This is a genomic window from Oceanimonas baumannii (genome assembly GCF_002245495.1).
GTDB lineage: Bacteria > Pseudomonadota > Gammaproteobacteria > Enterobacterales > Aeromonadaceae > Oceanimonas > Oceanimonas baumannii.
On record NZ_NQJF01000008.1, the window covers coordinates 174,661 to 200,479 of the forward strand.

General features: G+C 54.2%; 23 protein-coding genes and 1 tRNA gene. 12 read left to right on the forward strand and 12 right to left on the reverse strand.

What is annotated here, in order from left to right:
* Entirely contained in the window at positions 1–402 is a 402-nt protein-coding gene (locus tag B6S09_RS11055; protein WP_094278544.1) for a phosphate-starvation-inducible protein PsiE, read from the reverse strand.
* Positions 403–592: 190 nt separating this feature from the next.
* On the opposite strand from B6S09_RS11055, the gene B6S09_RS11060 reads away from it, so the two are divergent.
* Positions 593–2,077: a SulP family inorganic anion transporter gene (locus tag B6S09_RS11060; RefSeq protein ID WP_094278545.1), complete on the forward strand. Its 1,485-nt coding sequence runs from the start codon at positions 593–595 to the stop codon at positions 2,075–2,077.
* 12 nt (positions 2,078–2,089) lie between these two features.
* The gene (locus B6S09_RS11065) at positions 2,090–2,944 is read left to right on the forward strand and encodes a universal stress protein (RefSeq protein WP_094278546.1); all 855 of its coding nucleotides are present in this window, start codon (positions 2,090–2,092) and stop codon (positions 2,942–2,944) included.
* 111 nt (positions 2,945–3,055) lie between these two features.
* Here B6S09_RS11065 and B6S09_RS11070 read toward each other — a convergent pair whose 3' ends face one another.
* Entirely contained in the window at positions 3,056–3,247 is a 192-nt protein-coding gene (locus tag B6S09_RS11070; RefSeq protein WP_094278547.1) for a hypothetical protein, read from the reverse strand.
* A 306-nt stretch (positions 3,248–3,553) separates the two neighbouring features.
* On the opposite strand from B6S09_RS11070, the gene B6S09_RS11075 reads away from it, so the two are divergent.
* Entirely contained in the window at positions 3,554–4,408 is an 855-nt protein-coding gene (locus B6S09_RS11075; RefSeq protein ID WP_094278586.1) for a universal stress protein, read from the forward strand.
* A gap of 188 nt (positions 4,409–4,596) precedes the next feature.
* On the opposite strand, the gene B6S09_RS11080 is transcribed toward B6S09_RS11075, so the two are convergent.
* Together B6S09_RS11080 and B6S09_RS11085 are read right to left on the reverse strand one after the other, a co-directional pair.
* Positions 4,597–6,189: an ABC-F family ATPase gene (locus tag B6S09_RS11080; protein WP_094278548.1), complete on the reverse strand. Its 1,593-nt coding sequence runs from the start codon at positions 6,187–6,189 to the stop codon at positions 4,597–4,599.
* Between the two features lie 116 nt (positions 6,190–6,305).
* Positions 6,306–7,235: a universal stress protein gene (locus B6S09_RS11085; RefSeq protein WP_243832831.1), complete on the reverse strand. Its 930-nt coding sequence runs from the start codon at positions 7,233–7,235 to the stop codon at positions 6,306–6,308.
* A 119-nt stretch (positions 7,236–7,354) separates the two neighbouring features.
* Between B6S09_RS11085 and B6S09_RS11090 the strand changes: the two genes are divergently transcribed.
* From B6S09_RS11090 to B6S09_RS11110, 5 genes are all read left to right on the forward strand, one after another.
* Positions 7,355–7,780, forward strand: coding sequence for a YbjN domain-containing protein (locus tag B6S09_RS11090; protein ID WP_094278549.1), 426 nt, complete (start codon positions 7,355–7,357; stop codon positions 7,778–7,780).
* Positions 7,781–7,931: 151 nt separating this feature from the next.
* Positions 7,932–8,019 (forward strand) — tRNA-Ser (locus B6S09_RS11095).
* Positions 8,020–8,179: 160 nt separating this feature from the next.
* A complete protein-coding gene (locus tag B6S09_RS11100; protein WP_094278550.1) occupies positions 8,180–8,818 on the forward strand; it encodes a 2OG-Fe(II) oxygenase in 639 nt (212 codons plus the stop codon).
* Between the two features lie 167 nt (positions 8,819–8,985).
* A complete protein-coding gene (gene asnB, locus B6S09_RS11105) occupies positions 8,986–10,650 on the forward strand; it encodes an asparagine synthase B (RefSeq protein WP_094278551.1) in 1,665 nt (554 codons plus the stop codon).
* A gap of 241 nt (positions 10,651–10,891) precedes the next feature.
* On the forward strand, positions 10,892–11,446 hold the full coding sequence (locus B6S09_RS11110; protein ID WP_208321730.1) for a TetR/AcrR family transcriptional regulator: 555 nt from the start codon (positions 10,892–10,894) through the stop codon (positions 11,444–11,446).
* On the opposite strand, the gene B6S09_RS11115 is transcribed toward B6S09_RS11110, so the two are convergent.
* Genes B6S09_RS11115 through B6S09_RS11135 form a run of 5 tightly spaced genes read right to left on the reverse strand, consistent with a single transcriptional unit; the run spans position 11,443 to position 17,936 of the window.
* Positions 11,443–12,762, reverse strand: a complete 1,320-nt coding sequence (locus B6S09_RS11115; RefSeq protein WP_094278553.1) for an LLM class flavin-dependent oxidoreductase — start codon at positions 12,760–12,762, stop codon at positions 11,443–11,445. The genes B6S09_RS11110 and B6S09_RS11115 overlap by 4 nt on opposite strands.
* Positions 12,759–13,571, reverse strand: coding sequence for an ABC transporter ATP-binding protein (locus B6S09_RS11120; RefSeq protein WP_094278554.1), 813 nt, complete (start codon positions 13,569–13,571; stop codon positions 12,759–12,761). The genes B6S09_RS11115 and B6S09_RS11120 overlap by 4 nt, the downstream gene beginning before the upstream one ends.
* On the reverse strand, positions 13,571–14,638 hold the full coding sequence (locus B6S09_RS11125; protein ID WP_094278555.1) for a FecCD family ABC transporter permease: 1,068 nt from the start codon (positions 14,636–14,638) through the stop codon (positions 13,571–13,573). Before B6S09_RS11125 ends, B6S09_RS11120 begins: the two co-directional genes overlap by 1 nt.
* Positions 14,635–15,792 (reverse strand): ABC transporter substrate-binding protein, encoded by a 1,158-nt coding sequence (locus B6S09_RS11130; protein WP_208321729.1) that lies wholly within the window; start codon positions 15,790–15,792, stop codon positions 14,635–14,637. Before B6S09_RS11130 ends, B6S09_RS11125 begins: the two co-directional genes overlap by 4 nt.
* A 5-nt stretch (positions 15,793–15,797) precedes the next feature.
* Entirely contained in the window at positions 15,798–17,936 is a 2,139-nt protein-coding gene (locus tag B6S09_RS11135; RefSeq protein WP_208321728.1) for a TonB-dependent siderophore receptor, read from the reverse strand.
* Positions 17,937–18,410: 474 nt separating this feature from the next.
* On the opposite strand from B6S09_RS11135, the gene B6S09_RS11140 reads away from it, so the two are divergent.
* Positions 18,411–19,259, forward strand: coding sequence for a hypothetical protein (locus B6S09_RS11140; protein WP_094278556.1), 849 nt, complete (start codon positions 18,411–18,413; stop codon positions 19,257–19,259).
* A 105-nt stretch (positions 19,260–19,364) separates the two neighbouring features.
* On the opposite strand, the gene B6S09_RS11145 is transcribed toward B6S09_RS11140, so the two are convergent.
* Positions 19,365–20,141 (reverse strand): AraC family transcriptional regulator, encoded by a 777-nt coding sequence (locus tag B6S09_RS11145; protein WP_094278557.1) that lies wholly within the window; start codon positions 20,139–20,141, stop codon positions 19,365–19,367.
* A gap of 101 nt (positions 20,142–20,242) precedes the next feature.
* On the opposite strand from B6S09_RS11145, the gene B6S09_RS11150 reads away from it, so the two are divergent.
* Positions 20,243–21,361: a multidrug effflux MFS transporter gene (locus B6S09_RS11150; protein WP_094278558.1), complete on the forward strand. Its 1,119-nt coding sequence runs from the start codon at positions 20,243–20,245 to the stop codon at positions 21,359–21,361.
* Here the strand turns inward: B6S09_RS11150 and pdxR are convergent.
* Positions 21,348–22,814: a MocR-like pyridoxine biosynthesis transcription factor PdxR gene (gene pdxR, locus B6S09_RS11155; RefSeq protein ID WP_166670312.1), complete on the reverse strand. Its 1,467-nt coding sequence runs from the start codon at positions 22,812–22,814 to the stop codon at positions 21,348–21,350. The genes B6S09_RS11150 and pdxR overlap by 14 nt on opposite strands.
* Positions 22,815–22,919: 105 nt before the next feature.
* On the opposite strand from pdxR, the gene B6S09_RS11160 reads away from it, so the two are divergent.
* Both B6S09_RS11160 and B6S09_RS11165 read left to right on the forward strand, forming a co-directional pair.
* Entirely contained in the window at positions 22,920–23,696 is a 777-nt protein-coding gene (locus B6S09_RS11160; RefSeq protein ID WP_094278559.1) for an aldolase, read from the forward strand.
* Between the two features lie 10 nt (positions 23,697–23,706).
* A complete protein-coding gene (locus B6S09_RS11165) occupies positions 23,707–24,585 on the forward strand; it encodes a dihydrodipicolinate synthase family protein (protein WP_094278560.1) in 879 nt (292 codons plus the stop codon).
* 197 nt (positions 24,586–24,782) lie between these two features.
* Here the strand turns inward: B6S09_RS11165 and B6S09_RS11170 are convergent, their stop codons facing one another.
* The gene (locus B6S09_RS11170) at positions 24,783–25,811 is read right to left on the reverse strand and encodes a zinc-binding alcohol dehydrogenase family protein (RefSeq protein ID WP_243832830.1); all 1,029 of its coding nucleotides are present in this window, start codon (positions 25,809–25,811) and stop codon (positions 24,783–24,785) included.
* Positions 25,812–25,819: the final 8 nt, after the last annotated feature.

Here is a 25,819-nt window from a genome sequence, read left to right on the forward strand (position 1 = left end):
TTAATGCCCGCTATCATCCTTATCGTAGGGATACTTGGTGTGGCCTACCCGAATGGCAAGAATGGCCAGCGCAAGTACCAGCGCAGCTCCGGCCACGGTGATCAACCGCCAGTTATCCATGCCTTTCATATCCAGGATCAGATACCGGGCCAATGCCACGATGGCAATATAAAGCGGAATGCGGATGGGTAACTTGCCCGAACGCAGGTAAATCGCCACCATCGCCAGCACTTCCAGATAAATGAACATCAGCAGCAGATCAGCCAGGGTCACGTTGCGTGCCTGCCACATGGTGTTGACTTCCAGAGCCACAGCTATCACCGTTGCCACCGCCACAATAATCAGACCAATATGCTGCATCAGATCCAGTACCCGGCTTCCCAGCATTCTGTTCTCGCTCATTTCCCTATTCTCCTTATTTTGTTTCTGTGACAACATCATCCCTTCCCGTCTGGCGGCCATGCCACTCGCCTTGTCCGAGCCGGACCGGATCTTTATAATAACCGGTCTTAAAATCGCCACGCTTATAACAAATGACGTTTAAATTAAGATTTTGCATAACGTTTGCGTGCAACACAATTCGGAAACCGTAATGATCTCCAATCTCAAGCAAACCTGGTTCTTTAACGTCAGAGGCGACGTACTGGCCGGCCTGGTGGTCGCGCTGGCTCTGATCCCGGAAGCCATCGCCTTCTCCATTATTGCCGGTGTCGATCCCAAAATCGGCCTTTACGCCTCATTCAGCATGGCGGTTGTCATTGCCTTTGCCGGTGGCCGGCCGGGCATGATTTCTGCCGCCACCGGCGCCATGGCGCTGCTGATGGTCACACTGGTCAAGGAGCACGGCCTGCAATACCTGCTGGCGGCTACCCTGCTGTGCGGTGTATTTCAGATCATTATCGGTTATCTCAAGCTCGGCCAGCTGATGCGCTTTGTATCCCGCTCCGTGGTCACCGGCTTCGTTAATGCGCTCGCCATCCTGATTTTTATGGCCCAGTTACCGGAGCTGACCAACGTCACCTGGCATGTGTACGCCATGACCGCTGCCGGCCTGGGCATTATCTATCTGCTGCCGCTGGTGCCCCGTATCGGTAAACTGCTGCCGTCACCGCTGGTGTGCATTGTCGGTCTCACCATCGTTGCCATGGTCTTCAACATTGATATACGCACCGTGGGTGACATGGGTGAGCTGCCCGATACGCTGCCCGTGTTCCTGTGGCCCGATGTGCCGCTGAACCTGGAAACCTTTGCCATCATCTTCCCCTACTCTCTGTCACTGGCGGTGGTGGGCCTGCTGGAGTCAATGATGACCGCCACCATAGTAGATGACCTCACCGACACCAAAAGCGATAAGAACCGCGAGTGCAAGGGCCAGGGCGTGGCCAACATCGCCACCGGCCTGCTCGGCGGTATGGCCGGTTGTGCCATGATTGGCCAGTCGGTGATCAACGTGAAGTCCGGTGGCCGAGGCCGGCTTTCCACCCTGGTGGCCGGGGTGGTGCTGCTGATTCTGGTGGTGTTCCTTGGCCCCTGGGTATCGCAAATCCCCATGGCGGCACTGGTGGCAGTCATGATCATGGTGTCCATCGGTACCTTCAGTTGGAGCTCAATCCGCGATGTCCGCACGCTGCCGGTAAGCAGCAGCCTGGTCACCTTCGCCACTGTCGCCGTGGTGGTGTATACCCATAACCTGGCCTGGGGCGTGCTGGTGGGTGTGCTGCTGAGTGCGCTGTTCTTTGCCAACAAGGTGGGTCAGCTCCTGTATATCGGTTCGGAAAAGACCACAGACGGTACCCGCGAATACCAGGTAGTGGGACAGGTTTTCTTTACCTCCGCCGAGCAGTTTGTAGCCGCCTTTGATTTCAAGGAAGTCACCGAGCGTGTGCGCATCGATCTCAGCCGCGCCCATTTCTGGGACATTACCGCCATCAGTGCCCTCGACAAAGTGGTGCTCACGTTTAAACGGGAAGGCACGGAAGTGGACATTATTGGCCTGAACGAGGCCAGCGCAACCCTGGTAGATCGCTTTGCCGTGCATAATGATCCCAAGGCCGTTGAAAAACTCATGGGTCACTAAAGGAGACAGGCAATGACCGAACAAGTACTGGCATGTATCGATGGCTCAGGCCACGCCGCCGGCGTATGCGACTGGGCCGGCTGGGCGGCCCAGCGCCTGGGTGCCCCTCTGACTATGATTCATATCCTCGACAAAAACCCGGAGCCGGTACAGGGCGACCTGAGCGGCAGTATCGGCCTGGGCAGTCAGGAACAACTGCTGGCGGAGCTGGCCGAGCTGGATGCCAGACGGGGTAAACTGGCCCGGGAGCAAGGCCGGCTGATGCTGGAGGCAGCCAAACAGCGGGTGAGTGCAAACGGAGCCACTGATGTCGACACCCTGCAGCGCCATGGCACCCTGGTAGATAATCTGGTGGAGCTGGAGCCACACACCCGCTTGCTGGTGCTGGGGCGTCATGGCGAGGCTTCAACCTCGGCCCATGCGCATTTAGGCAGTCATGTAGAGCAGGTCATCCGTGCCATGCACAGGCCTGTCCTGGTAACTCAGGGCGAGTTTCATGCGCCACAGAAAATCATGCTGGCCTTTGACGGCAGCGCCACAACCTGTAAGGGGGTGGAAATGCTGGCGGCCAGCCCCCTGTTTAAAGGACTGGAGCTGCACCTGGCGCTGGCCGGTGCCAACACCGACGATAACCGCGCGCAGCTGGAATGGGCCCGTCAGTTACTGGAGCAAGCGGATATATCCGCTACTACGGCCATCGTACCCGGCGACGCCGGCAAGGCCCTGGTCAGCTATCAGCAAGAGCATGACATCCATTTAATCATCATGGGAGCCTATGGCCATTCCCGGATCCGCCAGTGGCTGGTCGGCAGCACCACTACCGCCATGCTCAGGGACGCCATGACACCGCTGCTGATCTTGCGCTAAACCCGGCACCACCGTGACTTACTGATAGTCACAGCGTATACCAGCCATTTTCCCTCCGAAAACAAGGAAGCCGCCCGGCTTCCTTGTGCTGTCAGGCAAACCACTCAAGTACTACGGACGGCAATAACCCGGCAGTTTCTTGCCCTGTTTTTCAAGCATTTTGCACTGCCGGTTATCTGCACCATCTCCTACTTGCAAGGGCACATCAAAAGCAGGCTGAGTCGCAGTTGCGGCGGATGAAGAAAGCGGCACCATGCCAAGGGCAAACACGGCGGCAACCATTAAGGACATGACGGTTTTCATGGATATTCTCCTTATATAAAGCCGAAGCCAGCTGATATGTATCGCTTCAGCTATGCGGAGGTACTGCTCCGCGGCCGAAAGAAAACCTGTCGGCTACTTTATTCGACATGTCCATGATCAGTTTTATTACGTTTTTTTACATAATATTTTTAACTAAATGACGCTAAGTTCAGGTCGTTTTGTTCTGTATCAATAAATGTGACAGTCATGCCCATCACTTCTTTAACCAACAAAAAACTGTGCTACAGTGCGGCCAATAAGCCCCCGAAATTCATTTTGTATCAATTATTTATCAGGATGAAAAATATGAGCATCAATGTACTGGCTGGTATCGACGGTTCAAAATACACCGCCTGTGTCAGCGACTATGCGGCCTGGGCTGCCCAACAACTTTCCGCCTCTCTGGTGCTGCTGAATGTCAGGCACAAGCCAGAGCCGACTCTGCTCTACAACATGGGCGCCGCTACCAGCCTCAGTGCTCAGGACAAGATCCATGCCGAACTTGCCGATCTCGACAAAAAACGGGCTGAGCTTGTCAGAACCCAGAGCCAGGTACTGCTGGAGCAGGCCAGCGCGCATATCACACAGGCGGGATATCCTGCCCCACGCACCATTTCACGTGAGGGACGGCTCACCGACGTACTGGCGCAATATGATGACTATGCAGATCTGGTGGTACTGGGCCGTCGTGGCAATAATGAAGACGATAACCCCGAGCGCCTGGGCAGCCATGTGGAGCAGGTGATCCGGACCACTGACAAGCCGCTGCTGCTGACCGATGGCGACTTCCGCCCTCCCCAACGGGTCATGATTGCCTTTGATGGCAGTGACACCACCCGCAAGTGCGTGGACTATATTGCCAAATCCCCCTTGTTCAAGGGTCTGGAATGCCACCTGGTGATGGTTGCCGGCCCCAGCGAAGAAAAGCAGCTCCAGCTGGAAGCAGCACGACAGTTACTGGAAGACAACGGCCATCAGGCCACCGCTGCACTGCTGCAGGGAGAAGTGAAGAAAAACCTGCTGGCCTACCAGGAAAAACAGAACATGGATGTGATGGTAATGGGGGCCTATGGCCATTCCCGTATCCGCCTGTGGCTGCTGGGCAGCATTACCAACCTGATACTGCAGGAGTCTCACAAGCCGATGCTGATCCTGCGCTGATACCATTCTTGCCGCATGAATAAAAAACGCCGGGCAATGCCCGGCGTTTTTTTGTATCTCTGTAACTCAGCTATCGTCATCTCCGCAACTCAACCATCGTCATCTCCGCGAAGGCAGAGATCCATGGCACATTGCACTGGACTCCCGCTTCCGCGGGAGTGACAAAATAGAAATACAGGAATGAAAAATCAGAACACGCCCTGCTCACGCAGGTAGTCATCGTAGCTGCCGCTGAAGTCACGGATGCCGCTTTCACTCAGCTCCAGAATACGGGTGGCCAGCGATGACACGAATTCCCGGTCATGTGACACGAAGATCAGGGTCCCCGGGTACATTTCCAGCGCCATATTCAGTGACTCGATGGATTCCATATCCAGGTGGTTGGTGGGTTCATCCATCACCAGAATATTGGGCTTGTGCATCATCAGTTTACCAAACAGCATACGCCCCTGTTCACCGCCCGACAGCACGCCCACCTTTTTCTTGATGTCGTCCTGACTGAACAGCAGCCGGCCCAGCACCGAGCGCACGGTCTGCTCGTCGTCGCCTTCCTGCTGCCACTGGCTCATCCATTCAAACACAGTGAGCTCGGTGTCGAAATCAACGGCATGATCCTGGGCGTAATAACCAATGCTGGCATTTTCCGACCATTTAATACTGCCGCTGTCTGCCGGCAGCTCACCCACCAGGGTTTTCACCAGGGTGGATTTACCAATGCCGTTGGTACCCAGAATGGCGATGCGCTCACCCACTTCTACCAGCATGCTGAGGTTTTTAAACAGCGGTTCCTCACCATAGCCCTTGGCCAGGCCTTCCACTTCGAGAATGTTGCGGTAGAGCTTCTTGTCCTGCTCAAAACGAATAAACGGGTTCTGGCGACTGGATGCCTTGACCTCTTCCAGCTTGATTTTGTCGATCTGCTTGGCACGGGAGGTCGCCTGACGCGCCTTGGACGCATTCGCGCTAAAGCGGGACACAAAGCTTTGCAGCTCAGCAATTTGCGCCTTTTTCTTGGCGTTGTCGGACAGCAGCCGCTCCCGGGCCTGAGTAGCAGCCAGCATATACTCGTCGTAATTGCCCGGATAGACCCGGAGCTCGCCGTAATCCAGATCCGCCATATGAGTACACACACTGTTCAGAAAATGGCGATCGTGAGAAATGATGATCATGGTGCTGTTGCGCTCGTTCAGTGCGCCTTCCAGCCAGCGAATGGTATCGATATCCAGGTTGTTGGTGGGTTCGTCGAGCAGCAGCACATCGGGATCGGAAAACAGCGCCTGCGCCAGCAGAACCCGCAGCTTCCAGCCCGGCGCCACTTCGCTCATTGGGCCCTGATGCTGCTCCAGCGGAATACCCACGCCCAGCAGCAACTCGCCGGCACGGGCCTCCGCGGTGTAACCGTCATATTCGGCCACCAGGCCTTCCAGCTCGGCGGCACGCATATAATCTTCGTCGCTCGCTTCAAGGTTGGCGTAAATACTGTCACGTTCGTGCATGGCAGCCCACAGCTCTGCATGGCCCATCATCACCACGTCCAGCACCCTTTCGTTCTCATAGGCGAACTGATCCTGACGCAGCTTACCGATGCGCTCGTTAACATCCAGGCTCACGTTGCCGGCGCTGGGCTCCAGATCCCCCCCCAGAATTTTCATAAAGGTGGATTTACCACAACCGTTGGCACCGATAAGACCATAACGGTTTCCATCGCCAAACTTGACGGAAATATTTTCAAATAGCGGCTTGGCGCCGAACTGCATGGTGATGTTGTTAGTGGAAATCAAAGAAACAGACTCGCTATTGATAATGAAGAGGGAAAGGCAAAACGCCAGAGGCCGCCAAGGATACCGGCGGCTGCAGCAAAGTTCAAAGGCTTGTTCAGGAATTAACCAGCAGGCAACTAACGCGCTACCAGCACATCACAGGGAGGCGCACTTAAAAAGCTCATGGCCAGATTGCCCACCAGCAACCGGCTGATGCCCTGCCGGCCATGATAGCCCAGCACCAGCAGCTGCGCCTGGCTTTCTTCCACCACAGCGGTAATCGCTTTTTTCACTTCCCCCGAAACAATGCGGGTGTCGATACGATGGTGCTCGTCTTCGGCAATAAAATGCGACATTTCTTCCCGTACCTCCTGCTCTATACGGGTACGCTGATGCGCCATCATGCTGTCAGGGTGCACATTTTCCTGACGCAAAAACCCCAGTAACACCGGGGGTTCAAACACATGTACCAGGCTCACCCTGGCCTGGGGGGCCAGCGCCAGTCCTGCCCGCAGGGCATGATGAGAGCTGCGGGAAAAGTCCGTGGCCGCCACCAGCTGCCGGTATGGCTGCGGACCGCTGCCATTCACCACCAGCACCGGCATGGTGCAATGGCGCAGCAACCGTTCCACCGTGGTTCCCAGAAACAGCTCCTGCACCGGCTCCTGATGTTGCGGGCCGGCGATAATTAAGTCGGCACCGATCTCTATGGCTTTGTGTGCCAGGGCCTGAGAGGGTTTACCCAGGATCACATGCGGTTCAATATGTGCTCTTTGTTCCGAAGGCAGGCTGCTGACCAGCTGCTCCAGAGCCTGCACGGCCCCCTGCTGCAACCGCCGGCGCACCGAGATTTCCACCATGGGTTCATATAGCACCATGGCCTCATCAATCACATGCACCAGGTGCAAACGGGCCTTAAGCTCTACGGCCAGCATGGCCGCCCGTTCAATCACCTGTTCAGAGCCTTTCTGCAGATCTACCGCTGCCAGTAATATCTTCATTTTATAAACCTTTTTGTTGCACAGCCGTTCACCGGCCCCCTGACGCAGCTTTCCCGTTTTTTGCATAAAAAGCAACCAGCCTTGGCATTTGTGCATTGGTTTGCGCTGCCACCGCTTTGGTTTACAATATCGCCCCTTCAGCGTTATTTTTATCGGGATATCACGTGTTAACAGCAGAAATTGCCATGCGTTGGCTGGTGGCCGGCCACATTGATCATTACATTTGCGAAAACTGCCATGGCATTCACCTTGCCGAACTGCAGGGGCTGGACGGCATCCTGGAAAGCCGGCTGTTTGTAGAGCACGAAGATGCCATTATTACGACTGAAGTGGAAATTCGCCCTACAGCACTGCTGATGTTAATGGCCGATCTGGGCAGACTGAACATGAACTACCCCAGTCTGAAGGTATTTATCGACATCGTAGACGACAACCTGCCCCGTCTGATTGTGGCGGAGTACCTGCACACCCAGGCCGGCATCGAGCAACATCAGTTTCAATGGATTGTGCAGCAAACCATGATGGCGACACACCAGCTGGTCCAGGAGCTCGGTGAACTGGGCTATCTGATGCAGGACGAACCACAAAAAGTACCGACGGCTGTGCATTAAGCCGGCAGACTGAACAGTAAAAAGGCAGTCGGGCAGCAAATGCATAAAAAGACTTGAACCCGCCCGCCTCTGTCAGTACATTACGCCCCGTTCCCAAGGGAACACCACGGAGTGAAGCGAACACTCCCCAATAAAACCGCAACAAAAATTTGGTGAGGTGTCCGAGTGGCTGAAGGAGCACGCCTGGAAAGTGTGTATACGGAAACGTATCGAGGGTTCGAATCCCTCCCTCACCGCCAGATTTTAAAACCCCGCGCAGCAATGTGCGGGGTTTTTTCGTTGTTCCTTAGCCACTCATTTGGCTCCAGTCGTAATTTAATTCCTGCTGACCGGAAAAATTTCTCGCTGTTCCCCGCACTGCTGACGGTGTACATAAGCATCCCACAGGAGGGTTTGCTATTGACCAGCGCAGCACACACCAATTTGGTTCACGACGATATTATTGGCGCCATTGCCGGCCCCGGCATCGGCATTTTTCCTGACTTTCTCAATACTGCTCAGATTGCAGCGCTACGCCATGACTTTGTCAGCCTGCCCGACTGGCAAATCACACCGGCAGGTATCGGACGGGAACAGGCCAATCACAATAACGAACGCATTCGCACCGACAAAACCCGCTGGCTGGACGGCTCAACAGCGCCCCAGCAGGCCTATATGACACAGATGGCGGATTTGCAGCAACAGCTAAACCGCCACCTGTTTATGGGACTTAAGGATTATGAATGTCACTACGCCCGCTATGACCAGGGTGACTTTTATAAAAAACACCTGGACGCCTTTCGCGGTCGCAGCAACCGCCGGCTGACCACAGTACTCTATCTTAACGACCACTGGCAGCCGGAACACGGTGGCGAGCTACTGGTATATGGTGACAAGAGCAAGACGCCTGTACAGCGGATCATGCCCGCAGGTGGCACCCTGGTGTGCTTTTTATCGGAGCGGTTTCCGCACGAAGTATTGCCGGCAAATCGAGCCCGGCTCAGTATTGCCGGCTGGTTCCGGGTGGACGATCCCATCACGCCGGCACTCAGGCTGTAGTCCCTTCGGCACAGACAACTTTGATCAACCATCAAAAATAATGCTATTTTTTTAATGAATTAAAACCAGAAAATGATTTTTTCTGGTTTTTTATGGGTTTTACTTTCCAGTTCCTTCATCTTTTGCCAATCTGAAAACATTCTATCTTTCTGGTTAAGGATAACGCCATGTGCTCGATTTTCGGTATTCTGGAACTTAAGTCTGATCCTGCCGCCCTGCGCACCCGGGCGCTGGAGCTCTCCCGACTGCTGCGCCACCGCGGCCCCGACTGGTCGGGTATTTACAGTCATGACAACGCCATTCTGGTACATGAACGTCTGGCCATTGTTGGACTGGACAGCGGTGCCCAGCCCCTGCTCAACCCCGCCGGTACCCATGCCCTGGCGGTGAACGGGGAAATCTACAACCACAAGGAGCTGGAAGCAGGCCTTACCTGCGGTTATCAGCCTCAGACCCATTCCGACTGTGAGGTCATCCTCGGCCTCTATCAGGAAAAAGGACCGGAATTTCTCGATGATCTTAACGGTATCTTTGCCTTTGTTCTTTATGACGAGGAAAACGACGCCTACCTGATTGGCCGGGACCATATGGGTATTATTCCGCTTTACACCGGCCATGATGAAGCAGGTAACTTCTATGTGGCCTCCGAAATGAAAGCGCTGACCCCGGTATGCAAAACCATCAGCGAATTTCCGCCCGGGCATCTGCTCTACAGCAAGGAAGGCCAGATCCGCCGCTATTACCAGCGCGACTGGGAAGAATACAATGCAGTAAAAGACAACACCTCCAGCGTGAGTGAACTGCGTGAAGCCCTGATGGCCGCCGTAAAGCGCCAGCTGATGTGTGATGTTCCCTACGGTGTGCTGCTTTCCGGCGGACTCGACTCTTCCATCGTCTCGGCCATTGCCAAACTCTATGCCGACAAACGCATTGAGGACGATGGCAACAGCGAGGCATGGTGGCCCCGACTGCACTCTTTTGCCATTGGCCTGGAAGGCGCACCAGACCTGATTGCCGCCCGCAAGGTGGCAGACCAGCTTGGCACCGTGCATCACGAGCTGCACTATACGGTGCAGGAAGGACTCGATGCCCTGCGCGAGGTGATCTATCACCTGGAAACTTATGACGTCACCACGGTGCGGGCCTCCACCCCCATGTATTTGATGGCCCGGCGCATTAAAGCCATGGGCATTAAAATGGTGCTCTCCGGTGAGGGTGCCGACGAGATCTTTGGTGGCTATCTGTATTTTCACAAGGCTCCGGACGCCCAGGCCTTTCACGAAGAAACCGTACGCAAGCTCCAAGCGCTACACATGTTTGACTGCCTGCGTGCCAACAAGTCCATGGCGGCCTGGGGAATCGAGGCCAGAGTTCCCTTTCTCGACAAAGCGTTCATGGATGTGGCCATGCGTCTCAACCCGGCCGACAAGATGTGCGTGAACGGCAGGATGGAAAAGCACATCTTGCGCGAAGCCTTTGCAGACTTGCTCCCCCGTGAAGTGGCCTGGCGTCAGAAAGAGCAGTTCTCCGACGGTGTGGGTTATTCCTGGATAGACAGCCTGAAGGCATTGGTGGAAGAAGAAGTCACCGATCAGATGATGGCCACGGCGGCATTTCGCTTTCCGCTTAACACCCCTACCAGCAAGGAAGCCTATTACTACCGGGCCATTTTTGAAGGCCACTTCCCTCAAGACTCCGCCGCTGAATGCGTACCCTGCGGCCCCTCGGTCGCCTGCTCGACTCCCACCGCACTGGAATGGGACGAACAATGGAAAAACATGGCCGATCCCTCCGGCAGGGCGGTCAAAGGGGTACACAGCCAGTCTTACTGAGACGCGTATTCGGCATAATGGTTTTAATCACTGACCCGGCTTATGTACCTGTCCCCGATAGTAGAAAGGGGACAGGTACACTGACATGGATTCTCTAAAGACACTCAGCACTCTTCCCTTTACACTTAAGGGTTTTATCGACACTTGAGAAAATGTGATGCAAGCAAAACCCTCTGGCACCAAGAGCCCAGCCAACCACCGGCCTCGCACCAAGCCTGCTGATGTTCGGCTTAATGAGTTAATGAACGCAGCGGAAGCACTGTTTCTCGAAAAAGGCGTCGACGCGACAACCATCAGCGACATTGTCGACGCAGCAGACGTGGCCAAAGGTACCTTCTACCATTATTTCCCGTCCAAGAATGAAATGCTGGCAGCGCTTGGCAGTCGCTACACCGAGCATTTCCTTGCCCGGGTGGAACAAGCCGTCGGATCCTGTGCTGAAGACGACTGGGCCGGCCGGCTGCGCACCTGGATCCGGGCTAATGTGGAAACCTACGTTGATACTTACCGGATACACGACATCGTTTATACCAATCACCACCATCATGATCGGTCCAACCAGGACAAGAATGCCATTCTGAAGCAATTACTGGGCATTATCGAAGGGGGGATCTCTGCGGGGCTCTGGGCGCCGGAACACCCGAGAGTTGTGGCACTCCTTATTTATTCCGGCGTTCATGGTGCCACGGACGACGTTATCGCTGCACAGACAAACAACTGCACGCCCTTTGCCGATAGCGTGGCGGATGCCTGTCTGCACATGCTGACAAAACCGGCCTCTGGCCAGTCACGTTAACCGCGTGAATAGCCGGGCCCGGGCGTTCTCAGCCCCAGGTTGTCTCGGAACGTGTTGCCTTCATACTGCAGCCTGAGCAAACCTCGCTGTTGCAGTTCGGGCACAACCTGCGCCACGAATTCGGTTGCCCCTCCCGGTAAGTGGGAAAACATGATGTTAAATCCATCCGCCGCACCGCACTCAAGCCATAGCTGCATCTGATCCGCGATCATCTCAGCCGTGCCAACCATTTCCAGCCCCTGATAGCCACAGATGCGACGAGCCAACGCGATGATGCTCAGATCCTCGCTGCGGGCGAGCCGGATCACCCGCTCACGACCACTTTTACTGGCATTGCTTTCGGGAATATCAGGCAGCGGTCCGTGCGGATCATAGTGAGAAATATCATGGCCAAGGGCAATGGACAGCGTGGCCAGGCTGCTCGCATCATCCACCAGTAGGTCCAGCCGGCGTCTTTTCTCCTGTGCCTGCGCCAGCGTCTCCCCCCACACCACAAATACCGCCGGAATGATTTTCAAGGCTTGTTGGCGGCCTGCCGCACGGGCCCGGCACTGCATTTCGGCATAAAACTGCTGGGCCGATTCTTTATCCGTCTGATAGGTGAAAATCACCTCGGCAGTTTCGGCTGCAATCTGCCGCCCCGCCTCCGACGCACCGGCCTGCACCACCACCGGTCGTGACTGAACGGGCCGTTCCACATTCAGCGGACCACGCACGGAAAAGTGGGGGCCATGATGATCAAGCACATGCATTTTTTCAGCGTCAAAATAAAGACCGCTGTCGGCATCCCGACAGAAAGCGTCCTGATCCCAGCTTTCCCACAAGCCGTCCATCACCGTACAAAACTCCCGCGCCCGCCGGTAACGGGCACCGTGCTCCATATGCTGTTCGGCACCGAAATTCGCCGCTTCGTTGGGATTGCTGGACGTCACCAGATTCCAGCCCGCCCTGCCGCCACTGATCACATCAAGTGACGCCAGCCGACGCGCCAGCATGTAAGGCTCGTTATAGGTCGTGCTGGCCGTGCCGATCAGACCGATATGCTGTGTTACTGCCGCCAGCGCAGGCAGCAGCGTCAGCGGATCAAGCGTGACAATGCTGTGCCCCCGCACCAGTGTCTCTATCGGTGCGGCCCGGGCTGCCAGGGTATCGGGCAGGAACAACCCGTCAAAACATCCTTGCTCCAGTGTCCGGGCAAACCATGCCATCTGCTCGAAGCTGGCCTGGAAGCCGGGATCCGCGCCGGGGTAGCGCCATGCACCTGCATGAATACTGGGCATGGCCAACAAAATTAACCGCTCTCCCATTCTGCTCATCTTGCCTCCCCCATCGTAACGGGCTGCGCCTCGCCGGCTCTGACCGATTGTTCCACCACCAGAAACGGTTCCCCCTGTGAGCAATGCTCCAGACGTGTCCGTACACCATACACTTTTTCCAGCAACGCCGGGGTCAGTACCTCCAGCGGCGGACCGGCCGCCTCCACCCGCCCCTGATGCAGCACAACCACATGATCCGTGAAACGCAGAGCATGGTTGATATCATGCACCGCCAGCACCACACACATGGCTCGCTCACGTGCCAGCCGGCACAGCAACTCCAGCACTTCAAACTGATTTTGTAAATCAAGGGCACTGGTCGGCTCATCCAGCAGCAGCACCCGGGGCTCCCGCACCAACGCCTGGGCAATGGACACCAGTTGTCGCTGGCCTCCGCTCAGGGCTGACAGTTCGCGATCTGCCAGCGCCTGAATACCCAGCGTCTGCAACATACGGGTAACCGCATCCATCTCCTCATCATCCACCACCCAGCCACTGCCCTGTTTGCTTGCCAGCAACACGGCTTCGAAAACCCGCAAAGACGATCTCATCGAAATATCCTGAGGGACATGGCCCGGCCGGTTGCAATGGCAGACCGGCCAGGACTCAACCACTTGCCCGGCCACCTCGACCTTGCCCTTACCACCCAGCTCACCGGCCATCCGGCGCAACAACGTGGATTTCCCTGCCGCATTGGAGCCCAACAGGGCGGTCACCGTACCGGCATACAGCGGACCAAATTCCAGGTTTTGCAAGATCATGCGGTTATCGAACGCCACGGATACCCCTGATACTTTGAGTAATTCCATCACAGCTTCCTCGAACGCAAAATCAGAACAAAAAACATCGGCACACCGACCAGCGACGTCACAATCCCGATAGGCAAGGCCTGCCCCTCAACCAGCGTCTTGCTCAGCACCGACGCGGCAGACAGCATACAGGCACCACACAGCGCAGAGGCAGGCAGCAGGAAGCGCTGATCTTCCCCTACCAGCATCCGTGCGATGTGAGGGGCCACCAGGCCAACGAACCCGATCGTACCGACAAACGACACGCACACCGACGCCAGCAAACTGCCCAGCAGAATGCCCTGCAGCCTTAACCGGCCCACGGCAACACCCAGACTCGTCGCCCGGGCATCACCCAGGCGCAGCGCCGTGAAGGCCCAGGCCTGACGCGCGAACACCAGCGACACGAACAGCAGGATGACACTCAGAATGGCCAGCTGGGGCCAGTCGGTACGCGACAAGCTGCCCATCATCCAGAACACCACGGCGGACAACGCCTGATTGGGGGCGACATACTGTAGCGCCTCCAGCAAGGCAGTAAACGTAAAGACCAGCGTGGTGCCGAGCAGTACAATCATTTCCGTGGTAATACCGCGTTTCTGGCTCAGACGGTAAATCACCAGCGCGGCCAGCATCGAGACCAGAAAGGCGTTGGCCGGAATGGCAAAAGCCACGGCCGATGCCGGCAGAATGGTCACCCCCAGAATCATCCCCAGCGCAGCACCAAAGCTGGCTGCCGCGGACAGGCCCAGAGTAAACGGACTGGCCAGCGGGTTACCCAACACCGTCTGCATTTGCACCCCTGCCACTGACAGACTGGCTCCCACTACCAGCGCGGTCAGCGCAACCGGCAAGCGGATATCCCAAAGAATGACCTGCACCGCGAGCGGAACAGCCGGATCCCACAGCGCTGAAAGCACCTCGGCGGAGGTATAGCGGGCCTGACCAACGGCCAGATCGGCAACAAAGCACACCAGGGTCAACAGGCTGATACCCGCCAGTATGCGCAAGCGCCGCTGTGCCAGCTCAAGATAAAGACGCCGGCCACGTCCGGACATGGCCGACCCGGTAATGACTGATTCCGTCATGAGATTTCTCCATCCAGGCTAAGCCAGTAGCCGGGCTGATAGGAAACGGGAAGAAAGCGTTCATGCAGCTCGGCAAAGGTCGCCTCCGGATCGAGCGCAGCAAACAGCTCGGGGTGCAACCACTTCGCGATGCGCTGCAGCGCAATAAAATGATAGGGATTGTCGTAAAAGGGATGCCAGATCGCGTGAACCCTGCCGGTCTTCACCGCTGACAGCAGCCGATAGGCCGGACGTGCCATCAGCCGTTTAAGGCTTTGTTGCCCCTGCGCCAGATCGGCACCAGGCCCCAGACCAACCCAGTCCCCCAGAGGAGAATACAGTGACCAGTTGGCCCCGGTTACCAGCACCACATCCGGATCGGACTCAATGACCTGCTCCGGATGCAGGGTGCCAAACATCCCATGCAGAAACCGGGTTCCCAGGTTTTCGCCCCCGGCCGCCGTAACCAGCTCACCGAAGTTGCCATCCCCGTAGGTCAGACAGCAGTCGTCATACAGCCCTGCCGCACGCTCTATCATGACACTCGGCTTCGTCCGGAGGTGTTTCAGCGGCTCCGTCACCCGGCTGATCTGCTCCTGCCTGAAATGCAGAAACTCAACGGCACGCGCCTGCTGACCCAGCAGATCCCCGAGCAGATGAATACTACGGGCCGTGTTACCGAAAATCCGAGTGCGGAAATCCACGAAAACCATGGGAATACCCACCTGAGCCAGCGCATGCATCAGCCCCGACGACTCAACCGCCGGCCTGGAGCTCAGGTTCATGACAACCACATCCGGCTCCAGCGAGAGCGCAAACTCGCTGTCGATGGCATCCACCGTTCTGCCCGAGAAGGAGGGGATATTATCAATATCCGGAAACCGGTCCCGATAAGCCTGATAGCCGTCAAGGTCCGCCGCCCGGAAGTTATCACCCCAGCCAATCACATCACCGAACGGATCTTCGGGTTTCAGCAACGCCATCACGTAAGCCAGTGTTCCGTCTCCCAGCAGCAGACGCGATATCGGCCGGTCAAAGTACACCTGACGCTCAGCAATGTCCGTCAGTGTGACTGGTGAGCGAGTTCCGGCATGCAGGCAAGGTGCCGTGACCATCACGCCTCCTGCCAGCAGGCCTTTCAGCACCCCGCGCCGAGAGCACATTTTATCGAGCACGGACATCACCACCGATAGCTCAGCGTTGCAGTCATCGTCCGGTCCTGGCCTACAAAGCAATACAGGCGTGAGGTGCAGCTGGCGACATACTCTTTGTTCGTCAGGTTGCTCACATTCAACGCCAGTGACGCTCCGCTCAGATCAGCGGAAAGCGCGTCCAGCGGGTAGGTCAACGCCAGATCCATGAGGGTTGCCGACGGCACCTCAAAATCATTGCTGGGATCACCAAAGGACTTGCCGAGATAGCGTATGCCGCCGCCGATCTGCAAACCTGAGAGTGGACGTTGATCAAACCGGTAATCCATCCAGAGAGAGCCGCTGTGCGCAGGCGTTTGGGTCAGGCTTTTCCCTTGGTAGGAAGCATCCTTGACCAGTTCATTGTCGAGGTAGGTGTAGTTAGCCATCACATTGAGATTGGGGGTCAGCGCGGCTGTTGCCTGTAAATCGACACCACGGGTACGCACCTTTCCCGCCTGAGTGTTAAACCCCAGATGATTGGCATCACTGGTTTTCACGTTGGTCTGTTCCAGTTCAAACACGGCAGCACTCAACAACATACCGGAACCCTCGGGCTGGTATTTGATGCCGACCTCGGTTTGCCTGGACTCAACCGGGACGAACGCATCCCCCTTGTAATCCGTGCCCAACAGGGGATCAAAGGATGTGGCATAACTGACATAAGGTGCCAGATCTGTGTCGAACTGGTAACTCAAGCCCGCCCGGCCACTCCACTTTTTATCATTCTGCTGGTGTACTCGCGCTGTTGGAGAATAGCTGTGGGTCTCATCATCCGTTTCTGACCAGTCATGCCGCACACTGAGTGTCAGGCGCCAGCGGTCGTAGGCAATCTGATCCTGAAGATAGACGCCAGTACGTGTAAACTTCTGCCGGACCTTCCAGGGGGCCTCACGGCTGGCGGTAAAATCAGGTGTAATGTCCGGACGATATTCAGAGCCATAAGGGTCGAATAGCAAAGGGCCTACACTATATAACGCATTTTTCAGCGTTCCCCTGGTGTAATCGACCCCCGCCAGTATGGTGTGCGTGGTCGCTCCCCACTCCAGATCACCACGCAGGTGATTGTCCATGCTGAACGTATTCACCTTGGCCGGTGTCAGTTCGTAATACCCGCGTAGCTGTGGCAGTCCGTTGACCTCCTGGTAACCATAGACAACGCCACGCTGCAGATCCGATTGCACATACATGTACCGTGCATTACTGGAAAACATCCACCCGTTGCCAAAATCATAATCGAAGAGCGAGCTCAGGGAGTTTTGCTTGCGAGAAGAGTTGGCAAAATTCATGTCCGTGAAATTTCGTTCTCGATCAATCTGCGGATAAGGACTGTTATCCAGCCCCAGCACAGCAGCCGGCAGACTGTTGTAGTTAGGCAATTCAGGCTCGCGGGAGTGCGTCGCCAGCACCGTCCACGACAAAGATGAATTTGGTCGCCAGGTAAATGAAGGGGAAAGATAGAGCCGCTGGTGACGCACGTCTTCGATCTGTCCCTCGGTATCCAGCCCGCTGGCGGTAAAACGATATAGCAGTGAGCCGTCGTCATTGAGTGCACCGGTGCTATCCAGACCAATATGCTTGCGATTAAAGTTGCCGAACTGCAGGCTCACCTCATGCTGTGCGTCCTCCTGCGGTTTGCGGCTGACCTGGTTCACGATACCGCCGCCCGTGCCCTGCCCGTAAATGGCCGATGCCGGGCCACGCAGCACCTCGATCCGCTCCAGGGAATAGGCATCCACCTGCGGCAACCAGCTGCCCGGATTACCGATAATCCGCAGACCATCCAGATAGTAATCGGCATCGACCCCACGGATCCGGGTCATATCGAGATAACTGCCATTACCTCCATATTTTTCACTGGTCGCCCCGGCGGTGTAACGTAGCGCGGCACTGCTGCTGCCAGGCTGCTGCATGTCCATCTGCTGCCGGGTAATAACCGAAATAGATTGCGGAGTTTCCAGAATCGAGGTGTCGGTCTTTGTGCCGATGCCCGACTGCTCGGCAACGTAACCGCGGACCGCTCCATTGCCCATATCCAATGCTCTGTCTGCAGTCACGGTTACCGCCGGCAGTGTCTGCATATTGGCCGACTCGGCTACTTCTTGTTCCTGAAATGTATCCTTTGACACTTGCTCTGCCTGAGCGGAAGTGCTATTGGCAAACAGCAATGAAGCTGCAACCACCGTGCAGGAAGACACCAGGGGTGCAGGAAACCGGCACCGTAATGATTCCGGACATGTCCGGAAATGTAGCGATAAAAACTGACCCATGTTCGTCCTCAACAGAGACATCAGATGAAGTAATGGCGAGGATGGTAACCTTCGACCGACCGACAGTCAATGGAGGTGGTAATAATTCTCGTTTTAACCAAGGTGCCATATTTCATGATCTACGCCAGCTCCACAACAGGGTGGCGGCAGGGGCAGCACACTTTGTTGCCCGATGAAACCATGTGGCGAGCAGATTTCGGATAAGGAGCATGATGGCCTGAACTGTTCCCGTTTTTTTTCCTGATCTGTTGCTGTATTCCTGTTAACGACGAAGGCTTAATATCAGCATTTGAGCATGGATTATTCACAATAAAATATGCAGGAAGCACCCCTATGAATATTTATCATCTAGATCAACCCATTTCGGATAAGGAGCGTGCCGAACGGCTATTCTGTGGCGATTTGCTGATCTACCGGAATATTTCCGCCATGACCGAATTAGTCACCTACAGTGATCAGCGTCTGCGAGCGGCTCTGGATGGACGAGATCCGACAACGGCGCAGCAATATTTATCCGGAGAGGCGTTTATTGAACGAACAGGAACAGTGCAGACAGCGTTTCGTACCAGCGACGTTCCCAAAACGATGTTCTTTCGCGCCCTGAAGGAATGTGGCGTCGACCTGAAGCAAACCTACTACGATCATTTTCCAATGCGGGTAGTGCCCTACTCCGCTCAGCATCAAGGAGCGCTGCGGGCCGCCATCGGTCATCACCGGGATACCTGGGGCAGTAATATTCAAAGTCAGATAAACTGGTGGGCACCGCTCTACCCGCTGGAAGAACAACGCACCATCGCCTTTTATCCACATTACTGGAATCATGCACTGGCCAATAATACAGCGACTTGGAGTTTTGCAGAGTATCTGGCAACCCGCAACCGGACACCGACAGAGCGGCAGGTCGACTACCCTTCCGCTCCTCACCCGACCGAAGCCGTTGATGAATCCGACGTGGTTAAAGTGGTATTGCAGCCCGGTGATATCCTGAATTTTTCCAGCGCCCACCTTCACGCCAGTGTGACTAACGTTACAAACGCCACTCGCTTCAGCGTCGAAATGCGCACTATCAATCGTCAGGATCTGCGCCTGGGCCGGGAGGCACCGAATCAGGACAATGCGGCGGCGACTCCCATGTATAGCTGGTTCCGCTCCATTCTGGATAAACATCCTCTGCAGCCTTAATCCGGCCTGAGCTCTAAACGGTTCTGCGCTGGTAAAAATAGGCCAGCGTGGGATGTCCGGGCTGCAAATACCATAGCAGTTCGGAATGAATAAAACCTCGGAGGTTCATTTTACCGCTGAGTTCACAAAATTCGTTGGTGTTTTCCCTGTCTGCTTTTTAAAAAACGCAATGAAAGCACTGTCTGAAGAAAACCCCAAGCTGTAGGCCACTGCGCTGACCTGCATGGCGCTCGACAAAAGCTCAATGGCTTTCAGCAGGCGCCATTGCTGGCGCCAGTCCTGGTAAGACATGCCCGTTTCAGCCTTGAACAGCCTGGTCACGGTTTTAGGGCTGACGCCGATAGTACTTGCTACCGTACCTATATCCGGAGCGAGAAACCTCTCACTTAGAAGTTGCTGGCGGAATCTTCTCAACCTGAGATCCAACGGTAACGGCAACTGAAATGAATAGCACCTGGCGGTATAAAATTCTTCCCAAAACAGCGCACAGCTATTGGCCATTTCCTCTTCTGGCTTGTCCCATGGCCATAGCGCCATTTTGTCGATCAGCGCTTTTAACAGAGCATTAACCTCAATTATTCGGATCTCTGCAGGAGTGCTGAACTGCGCACAATCGAAATACAAAGAACGATAGGCAACGACATTGGTCATTATTGCACGATGCCGGGTTTGAGGCGGGATCCACACAGCTTTCGTCGGCGGTAAAATACAGAGGGCGTTGTCCAGTGCAAAATTCATGCAGCCCTGAGGCGCATAAAGCAATTGCCCCTTGTTGTGACGGTGGACCCCTGAATCATGTTGGCCGACATCAGCTGCTATGCCAATGACGCTCGCTGAAAATACATCCGCATCAAACTCTGTATCCTGCTCAATAATCGCCATGGTGTCCTGATCTTGATGTTTATTGTCTTTATGTCGTTAACTTACCTTTGAGTCACGAGTTTACACTGTGGGCCACGTCAATTCATGATTAAGGATAAAAGATGCAAGCCAAGCCTCCCTTATGGCTGATGCTGGCTCTATTAATGTTCCCGCAAATAGTAGAAACCATTTACAGCCCGGCCTTAGGCTCGATCTCACAGGCGTTTTCAGTGTCTTACCCGGCAGCATCACAAACGTTATCGGTTTACTTTGTAGCTTTCGCCATGGGGGTGGCGGTGTGGGGCATATTGGCAGATAAGTGGGGACGTCGCCCCGCCATGCTGACAGGTTTGTTTATCTACGGTGTTTCAGCCATGGTTGCCATGCAGACAGCAAACTTCGCAATACTGATGGCAGCCAGGGCCTGCAGTGCATTTGGAATCGCGGTCGGCTCCATTGTGACCCAGACTATGCTGCGTGATTCCTTCACTGGTGAAGAGCTGGGAAAAGTGTTCAGTGTGATGGGAGTCGGAATGGCTATCAGCCCGGTTATAGGCATGTTCTCTGGCGGACAACTGGTGCAGACAGGAGGCCACGAGATGGTATTTTTAGCGCTGTTTATCATGGCGCTGGGGCTATTCGTCTGCAGTCTTGCCGGGCTCCCGGAAACCCAAACAAACAGGCAAGTCTTGCAACTGGCAACCCTCAGTCAGCGTATGCTCCGGGATCTGCAAATATGGCGTTCGGCGATGTTGGTCTGTTTGTATAACATCGTCCTGTTTTCCTACTACCAGCTGGGCGGGTTTCATTTCGCCGGTTTGGGGCTTACACCCGATCAGTTTGGCTATAGCGGTCTTGTACTTGGCCTGGGTTCATTGATAGGCAGCTACATCAATAAAATCCTGCTTTCCAGGAAAACCACACAAGACAAGCTATTACAAGGAGCCGCAGTGTTACTGATGCTGGGAGCGGTCACTGTTTTCCTCATATTGGACACGATCTGGTTTCTCGCACCCATGATCCTGATTGTTATGGCATTCGGGATCGCGATACCCAATGTATTGAGTATGGCCTTGAGCCAATACCGATCGCAGGCAGGCAGTGCCGGTGCCCTGTTCGGGTTGATATATTATCTGTTCATTGGCGGCGGTCTGGCATTGGCTGGCGTTGCACAGAACCTCGGCTTGGTGCTGATTACCTGCGCCAGTGTCGTCTTTCTGGTGACCTTCATTCAGAAATAAGTAATACCCTTGAAAGTTGTTCTACTGACTGTGTAATCTCGGGTTTACTCAAGGCTCCGAACCCGAACCTTAAATGAGTTGGGGCAACCTGAGCATCGTTGTAAACGGTGCTCAGTGTTGAGTCTTTACCTGGCAGGCGCTCCAACACCCTCCCATCAACAAGCTTAGAAATATCTATCCACATAGCCATTCCGCCTGTAGGAAGCTTAAAAGAAACCTTGTCTCCAAAAAAACGGAAAAATTCTTCCGCAGCGAAGTTACGTCTTTCTTCATATTCCTTTCGCGTTTTTCTAATATGACGTTTGACTTCCCCCGACTCCATCAAGTTTGAAAGAACAAGCTCAGATACTGGATTACCCTGCCGGTCGATAAGCACAATTTCCTGTGCGGCTCGCTCAATAAACTGGGCATCAGCCGCCATATATCCAAGCCTTAAACCAGGCGCAAAGACCTTTGACATCGAACCTATATGCACGACATTCTCAGAGTTTGGCAGACTTGCTAACGGAGGAATCGGGTTCGTTTCATAGTGAAACTCATGATCATAATCATCTTCCAAAATCGCGAATTTGTATGCTTTGGAAAGTTCCAACAATATCAATCTTCTGTCCATCGGCAGACAGACAGTTGTTGGATACTGATGGTGGGGAGTAACATAAATGGCTGCAACCGCATGCTCATTCAATATCTCTTTCAAATGACTTATATCCAGCCCTTTATCATCAATTCTGCATTTTAATATTTTAAAACCATTTGACTCAAATGCTGCTCTGGCAGGCAAATAGCAAAGGTCCTCCATCACGATGGCTCCCTTACCAGAGTCCAGAACTCGAGAGGCAAGATAAATAGCCATCTGGCTCCCTCTTACAACACAAACCTGCTCTACCGCACAGTTCATAAAACGGTCACCGGATAACATCTTCGCGATCGATTTCCGTAATTCAATACTCCCTTTAGGATCACCATATCCCAGTTTTGACTGACGGCTCAGATCGATACACACCCGTCGGTAGGTTCGCGCAAGCAGCTCATAAGGAATAAGACGAGAGTCTGGGATACCATCGTTTATCACCGGTATGTCGTTATAAGAACCGAGCGCGTCTTGATAGAGAATTTCAACCAGCTCTGAGGCCGATTTGGTTCTGTCGGTGCTGTTGACCAAAGACTGCTCTGCCGCTGATAGTCCTTGTTCGGGAAGGGTTTCAGAAACAAATGTACCCGACCTGGGCCGTGTCACCAGCCATCCCTGAGCTTCCAGCTCTTCATACACCTGCTGTACTGTTTTCCGGTTAACACCCAGTTGCTCAGCTAAAGAGCGGGATCCCGGCAACATACAGCCCGGCGCTAGCCGGCCTTCCTTGATATCCGCAGTTAGCGTGTTCAACAGTTTCAAATGCAGAGTTTTGCCTGAGCTGTCTTCCAGCCACAGCTGGGTCTCCCACGGTCTTAACATGCTACCAATCCTTCTGGGCCAGATAAATTTAAAAAACTGGGCCTTATTTATGGTCCAGATTAACCATATCGTACAGCCACTGTCAAAACCCCGAGGAGAAAACGCATGAAAACTGCAGACAAAACAAAACAGGAACTAATGCAGATCGCGGAAAGCAATATGCAGGCGCGTATTCAAGACATAGAGCTGACTGTTCGTGAAAAGCTCGCGTTAACATGCCGGATCCTGTTCGATAAAGGCCACGATTCAGGACTGGCAGGCCAGATTACCTGCCGTAGTGACCAGCCCAATACTTTTCTGACCCAACGACTCGGTCTGGGGTTTGATGAAATCACGGCTGACAACCTGGTGGAAGTAGACCATGACTTGGAACTATTGGCTGGCCAAGGCATGCCCAATCCTGCTAACCGTTTCCACACCTGGATCTATAAAGAGCATCCAGAAGTGAACTGCATCATTCATACCCACCCGACCCACGTGGCCGCACTGTCAATGCTGGAAGTGCCACTAATAATTTCCCAAATGGACACGGCCGCTTTATACAACGATTGCTCGTTCGTTGCGGAATGGCCGGGCGTCCCTGTTGGAAATGAAGAAGGTATATTGATTTCAAAAGCGCTGGGTAACAACCGAGCCGTATTCCTTGCCCACCATGGCCAACTTGTTACCGGTAAAACAATTGAAGAGGCCTGTAATCTGGCAATTTTGATCGAGCGAGCGGCAAAGCTGCAGCTCCTGGCAATGTCTGCTGGTCAAATTAAACCCCTGCCTCATGATCTGGCCCAGGAAGCACACGACTGGGTATCGTCCGACAAGCGAAACAAAGTGAATTTTGCTTACTACGCCAGACAGGCACTTAAAAACCACCAAGACTGTATTTAAGGAGTAAAACATGAATTTATCAGGCATTATTGGCTACCCGGTAACTCCATTTAGCCCGGATAATAAACAGCTGGATCTCAATAAACTCGGTAGCGTAATAGATGTGCTGCTTGAAGCCGAAGTAGATGCTATTGCTGCGCTGGGCAGTGCCGGCGAGGCTGCCTACCTGAGTGAAGAAGAATGGAAACAGGTCGCTGAATACACTGTTAAGCATGTTGCAGGCAGAGTTCCTGTGATTATTGGTATTGCTGAGCTTACCACCGAGCAGGCCGTCAAATACGCGCAGCACGCCCATCACATCGGGGCCAATGCGATCATGCTCTCACCATTCTCGTATTACAAATTAAGCGAGACTGAAATTTTCCAGCACTATGAAACCGTTTCTGAGGCCAGCCCTCTGCCCATTATGGTATATAACAATCCCGCTACCTGCGGCGTGGATATGACTCCAGAATTCATGCTTAAAATGGTCAACAATATAAAGAACGCCAGCATGATCAAGGAAAGCACTGGCGACATCCAACGCATGCACAAGATCTATACATTGTCGGATGGCAAAGTACCTTTCTTTAATGGCTGTAACCACATGGCGCTGGAGGCTCTCCACGCCGGTGCCAGCGGCTGGTGTACAGCGGCTCCTTGTCTGATAGGAGATAAACCGAAACAATTGTTCGATGCGGTCAAGAGCGGTGACAACAAGAAAGCTAAAGCGCTGTTTTATCAGCAATATGAGTTTCTTGAATTTATCGTCTCATCCGGTCTGGCTGCAGCAGTAAAATCGGGGCTTTCACTTCAGGGAAAAGAAGCCGGTAATCCGAGGAAACCCCTTCTTCCCCTCAATAAACCGGCACAGCAGCGACTAAAAAGTATGCTGGACAACCTTGGTTAATAAAAGACGGAGAGAAGTGGTATAACTCCACTCTTCAGGGAAACAGTGACAGCAACTCACGTCGCTGGTACCGCCCAGTCCATCGTTGCAGAGCAGTCACGGTTTTAAGTATTTCTCGTGAGTCGAACAAGAGGAAGCCTTGTTGAAAGCAGTCTTCCTCTTGCTTTAGAACCGGAATGGCATAAGGCCTGACGCTTTTACTCAAAGCCCTCAAGCACAATCTTGCCGATCGTACTGCCGGTCTCCAGTTTTTCATGAGCCAGACGCAGGTTAGCCGCACTGATGCTGCCCATATGCGCCCCCAACGTGCTCTTGAGCACCCCCTGATCTATCAGCGCTGCAACCTCGTTCAACAGTTTTTGCTGATCAGCCATGTCTTCCGTCTCATACATGGAACGGGTAAACATGAACTCCCAGTGCAAAGACAGACTTTTACTCTTCAGAGACCGAACATTCAGCGTTTCGGGATCGTCAATCAGACCGAATTGTCCCTGAGGTTTGAGGGAAGCAATAATCTCGTCAAGGTGCTCTTCAGTGTGATTCAGGCTAACGACATGGTCTACCTCACCAATCCCCAACGCCCGCAGTTGCTCACTCAATGATACTTTATGATCGATTACATAATGTGCGCCCAGCTGTTCCAGCCAGGCCTGACTTTCCAGCCGGGATGCGGTTGCTATAACGGTCAGGCTGGTCAATTTTCTTGCCAGCTGAACCAGAACAGAGCCAACACCGCCTGCAGCACCGATAATCAGTAATGTTTCGCCTTTATGCTCCTGCCCGGATCTTATATTCAGCCGGTCAAACAGCATTTCCCAGGCAGTAATGGCCGTCAAAGGCATCGCAGCTGCACTGGCAAAATCAAGAGAGTCCGGCTTGCACCCTGCAATGCGCTCGTCCACCAACTGATATTCTGCATTACTGCCCTGACGGGTGAGATCCCCGGCATACCAAACAGAGTCCCCCGGTTTGAAAGCACTGACGCTCTCCCCCACGGCCTTTACAATACCCGCTGCATCCCAGCCCAGAACCTTCCAACTGTCCTCACCTGGCTCGACATTGGCACGGATTTTGGTATCCACCGGGTTAACTGCCACAGCTTTAACTTCAACCAGCACATCGTGTCCTCTGGGTTCAGGTATCGGCAGCTCGATATCAGTGAGTGACTCCTCTTCCAGCAGCGGGAGAGCCTTTTGATACCCGATCGCTTTCATCATCTGTGTCATGCTGTACT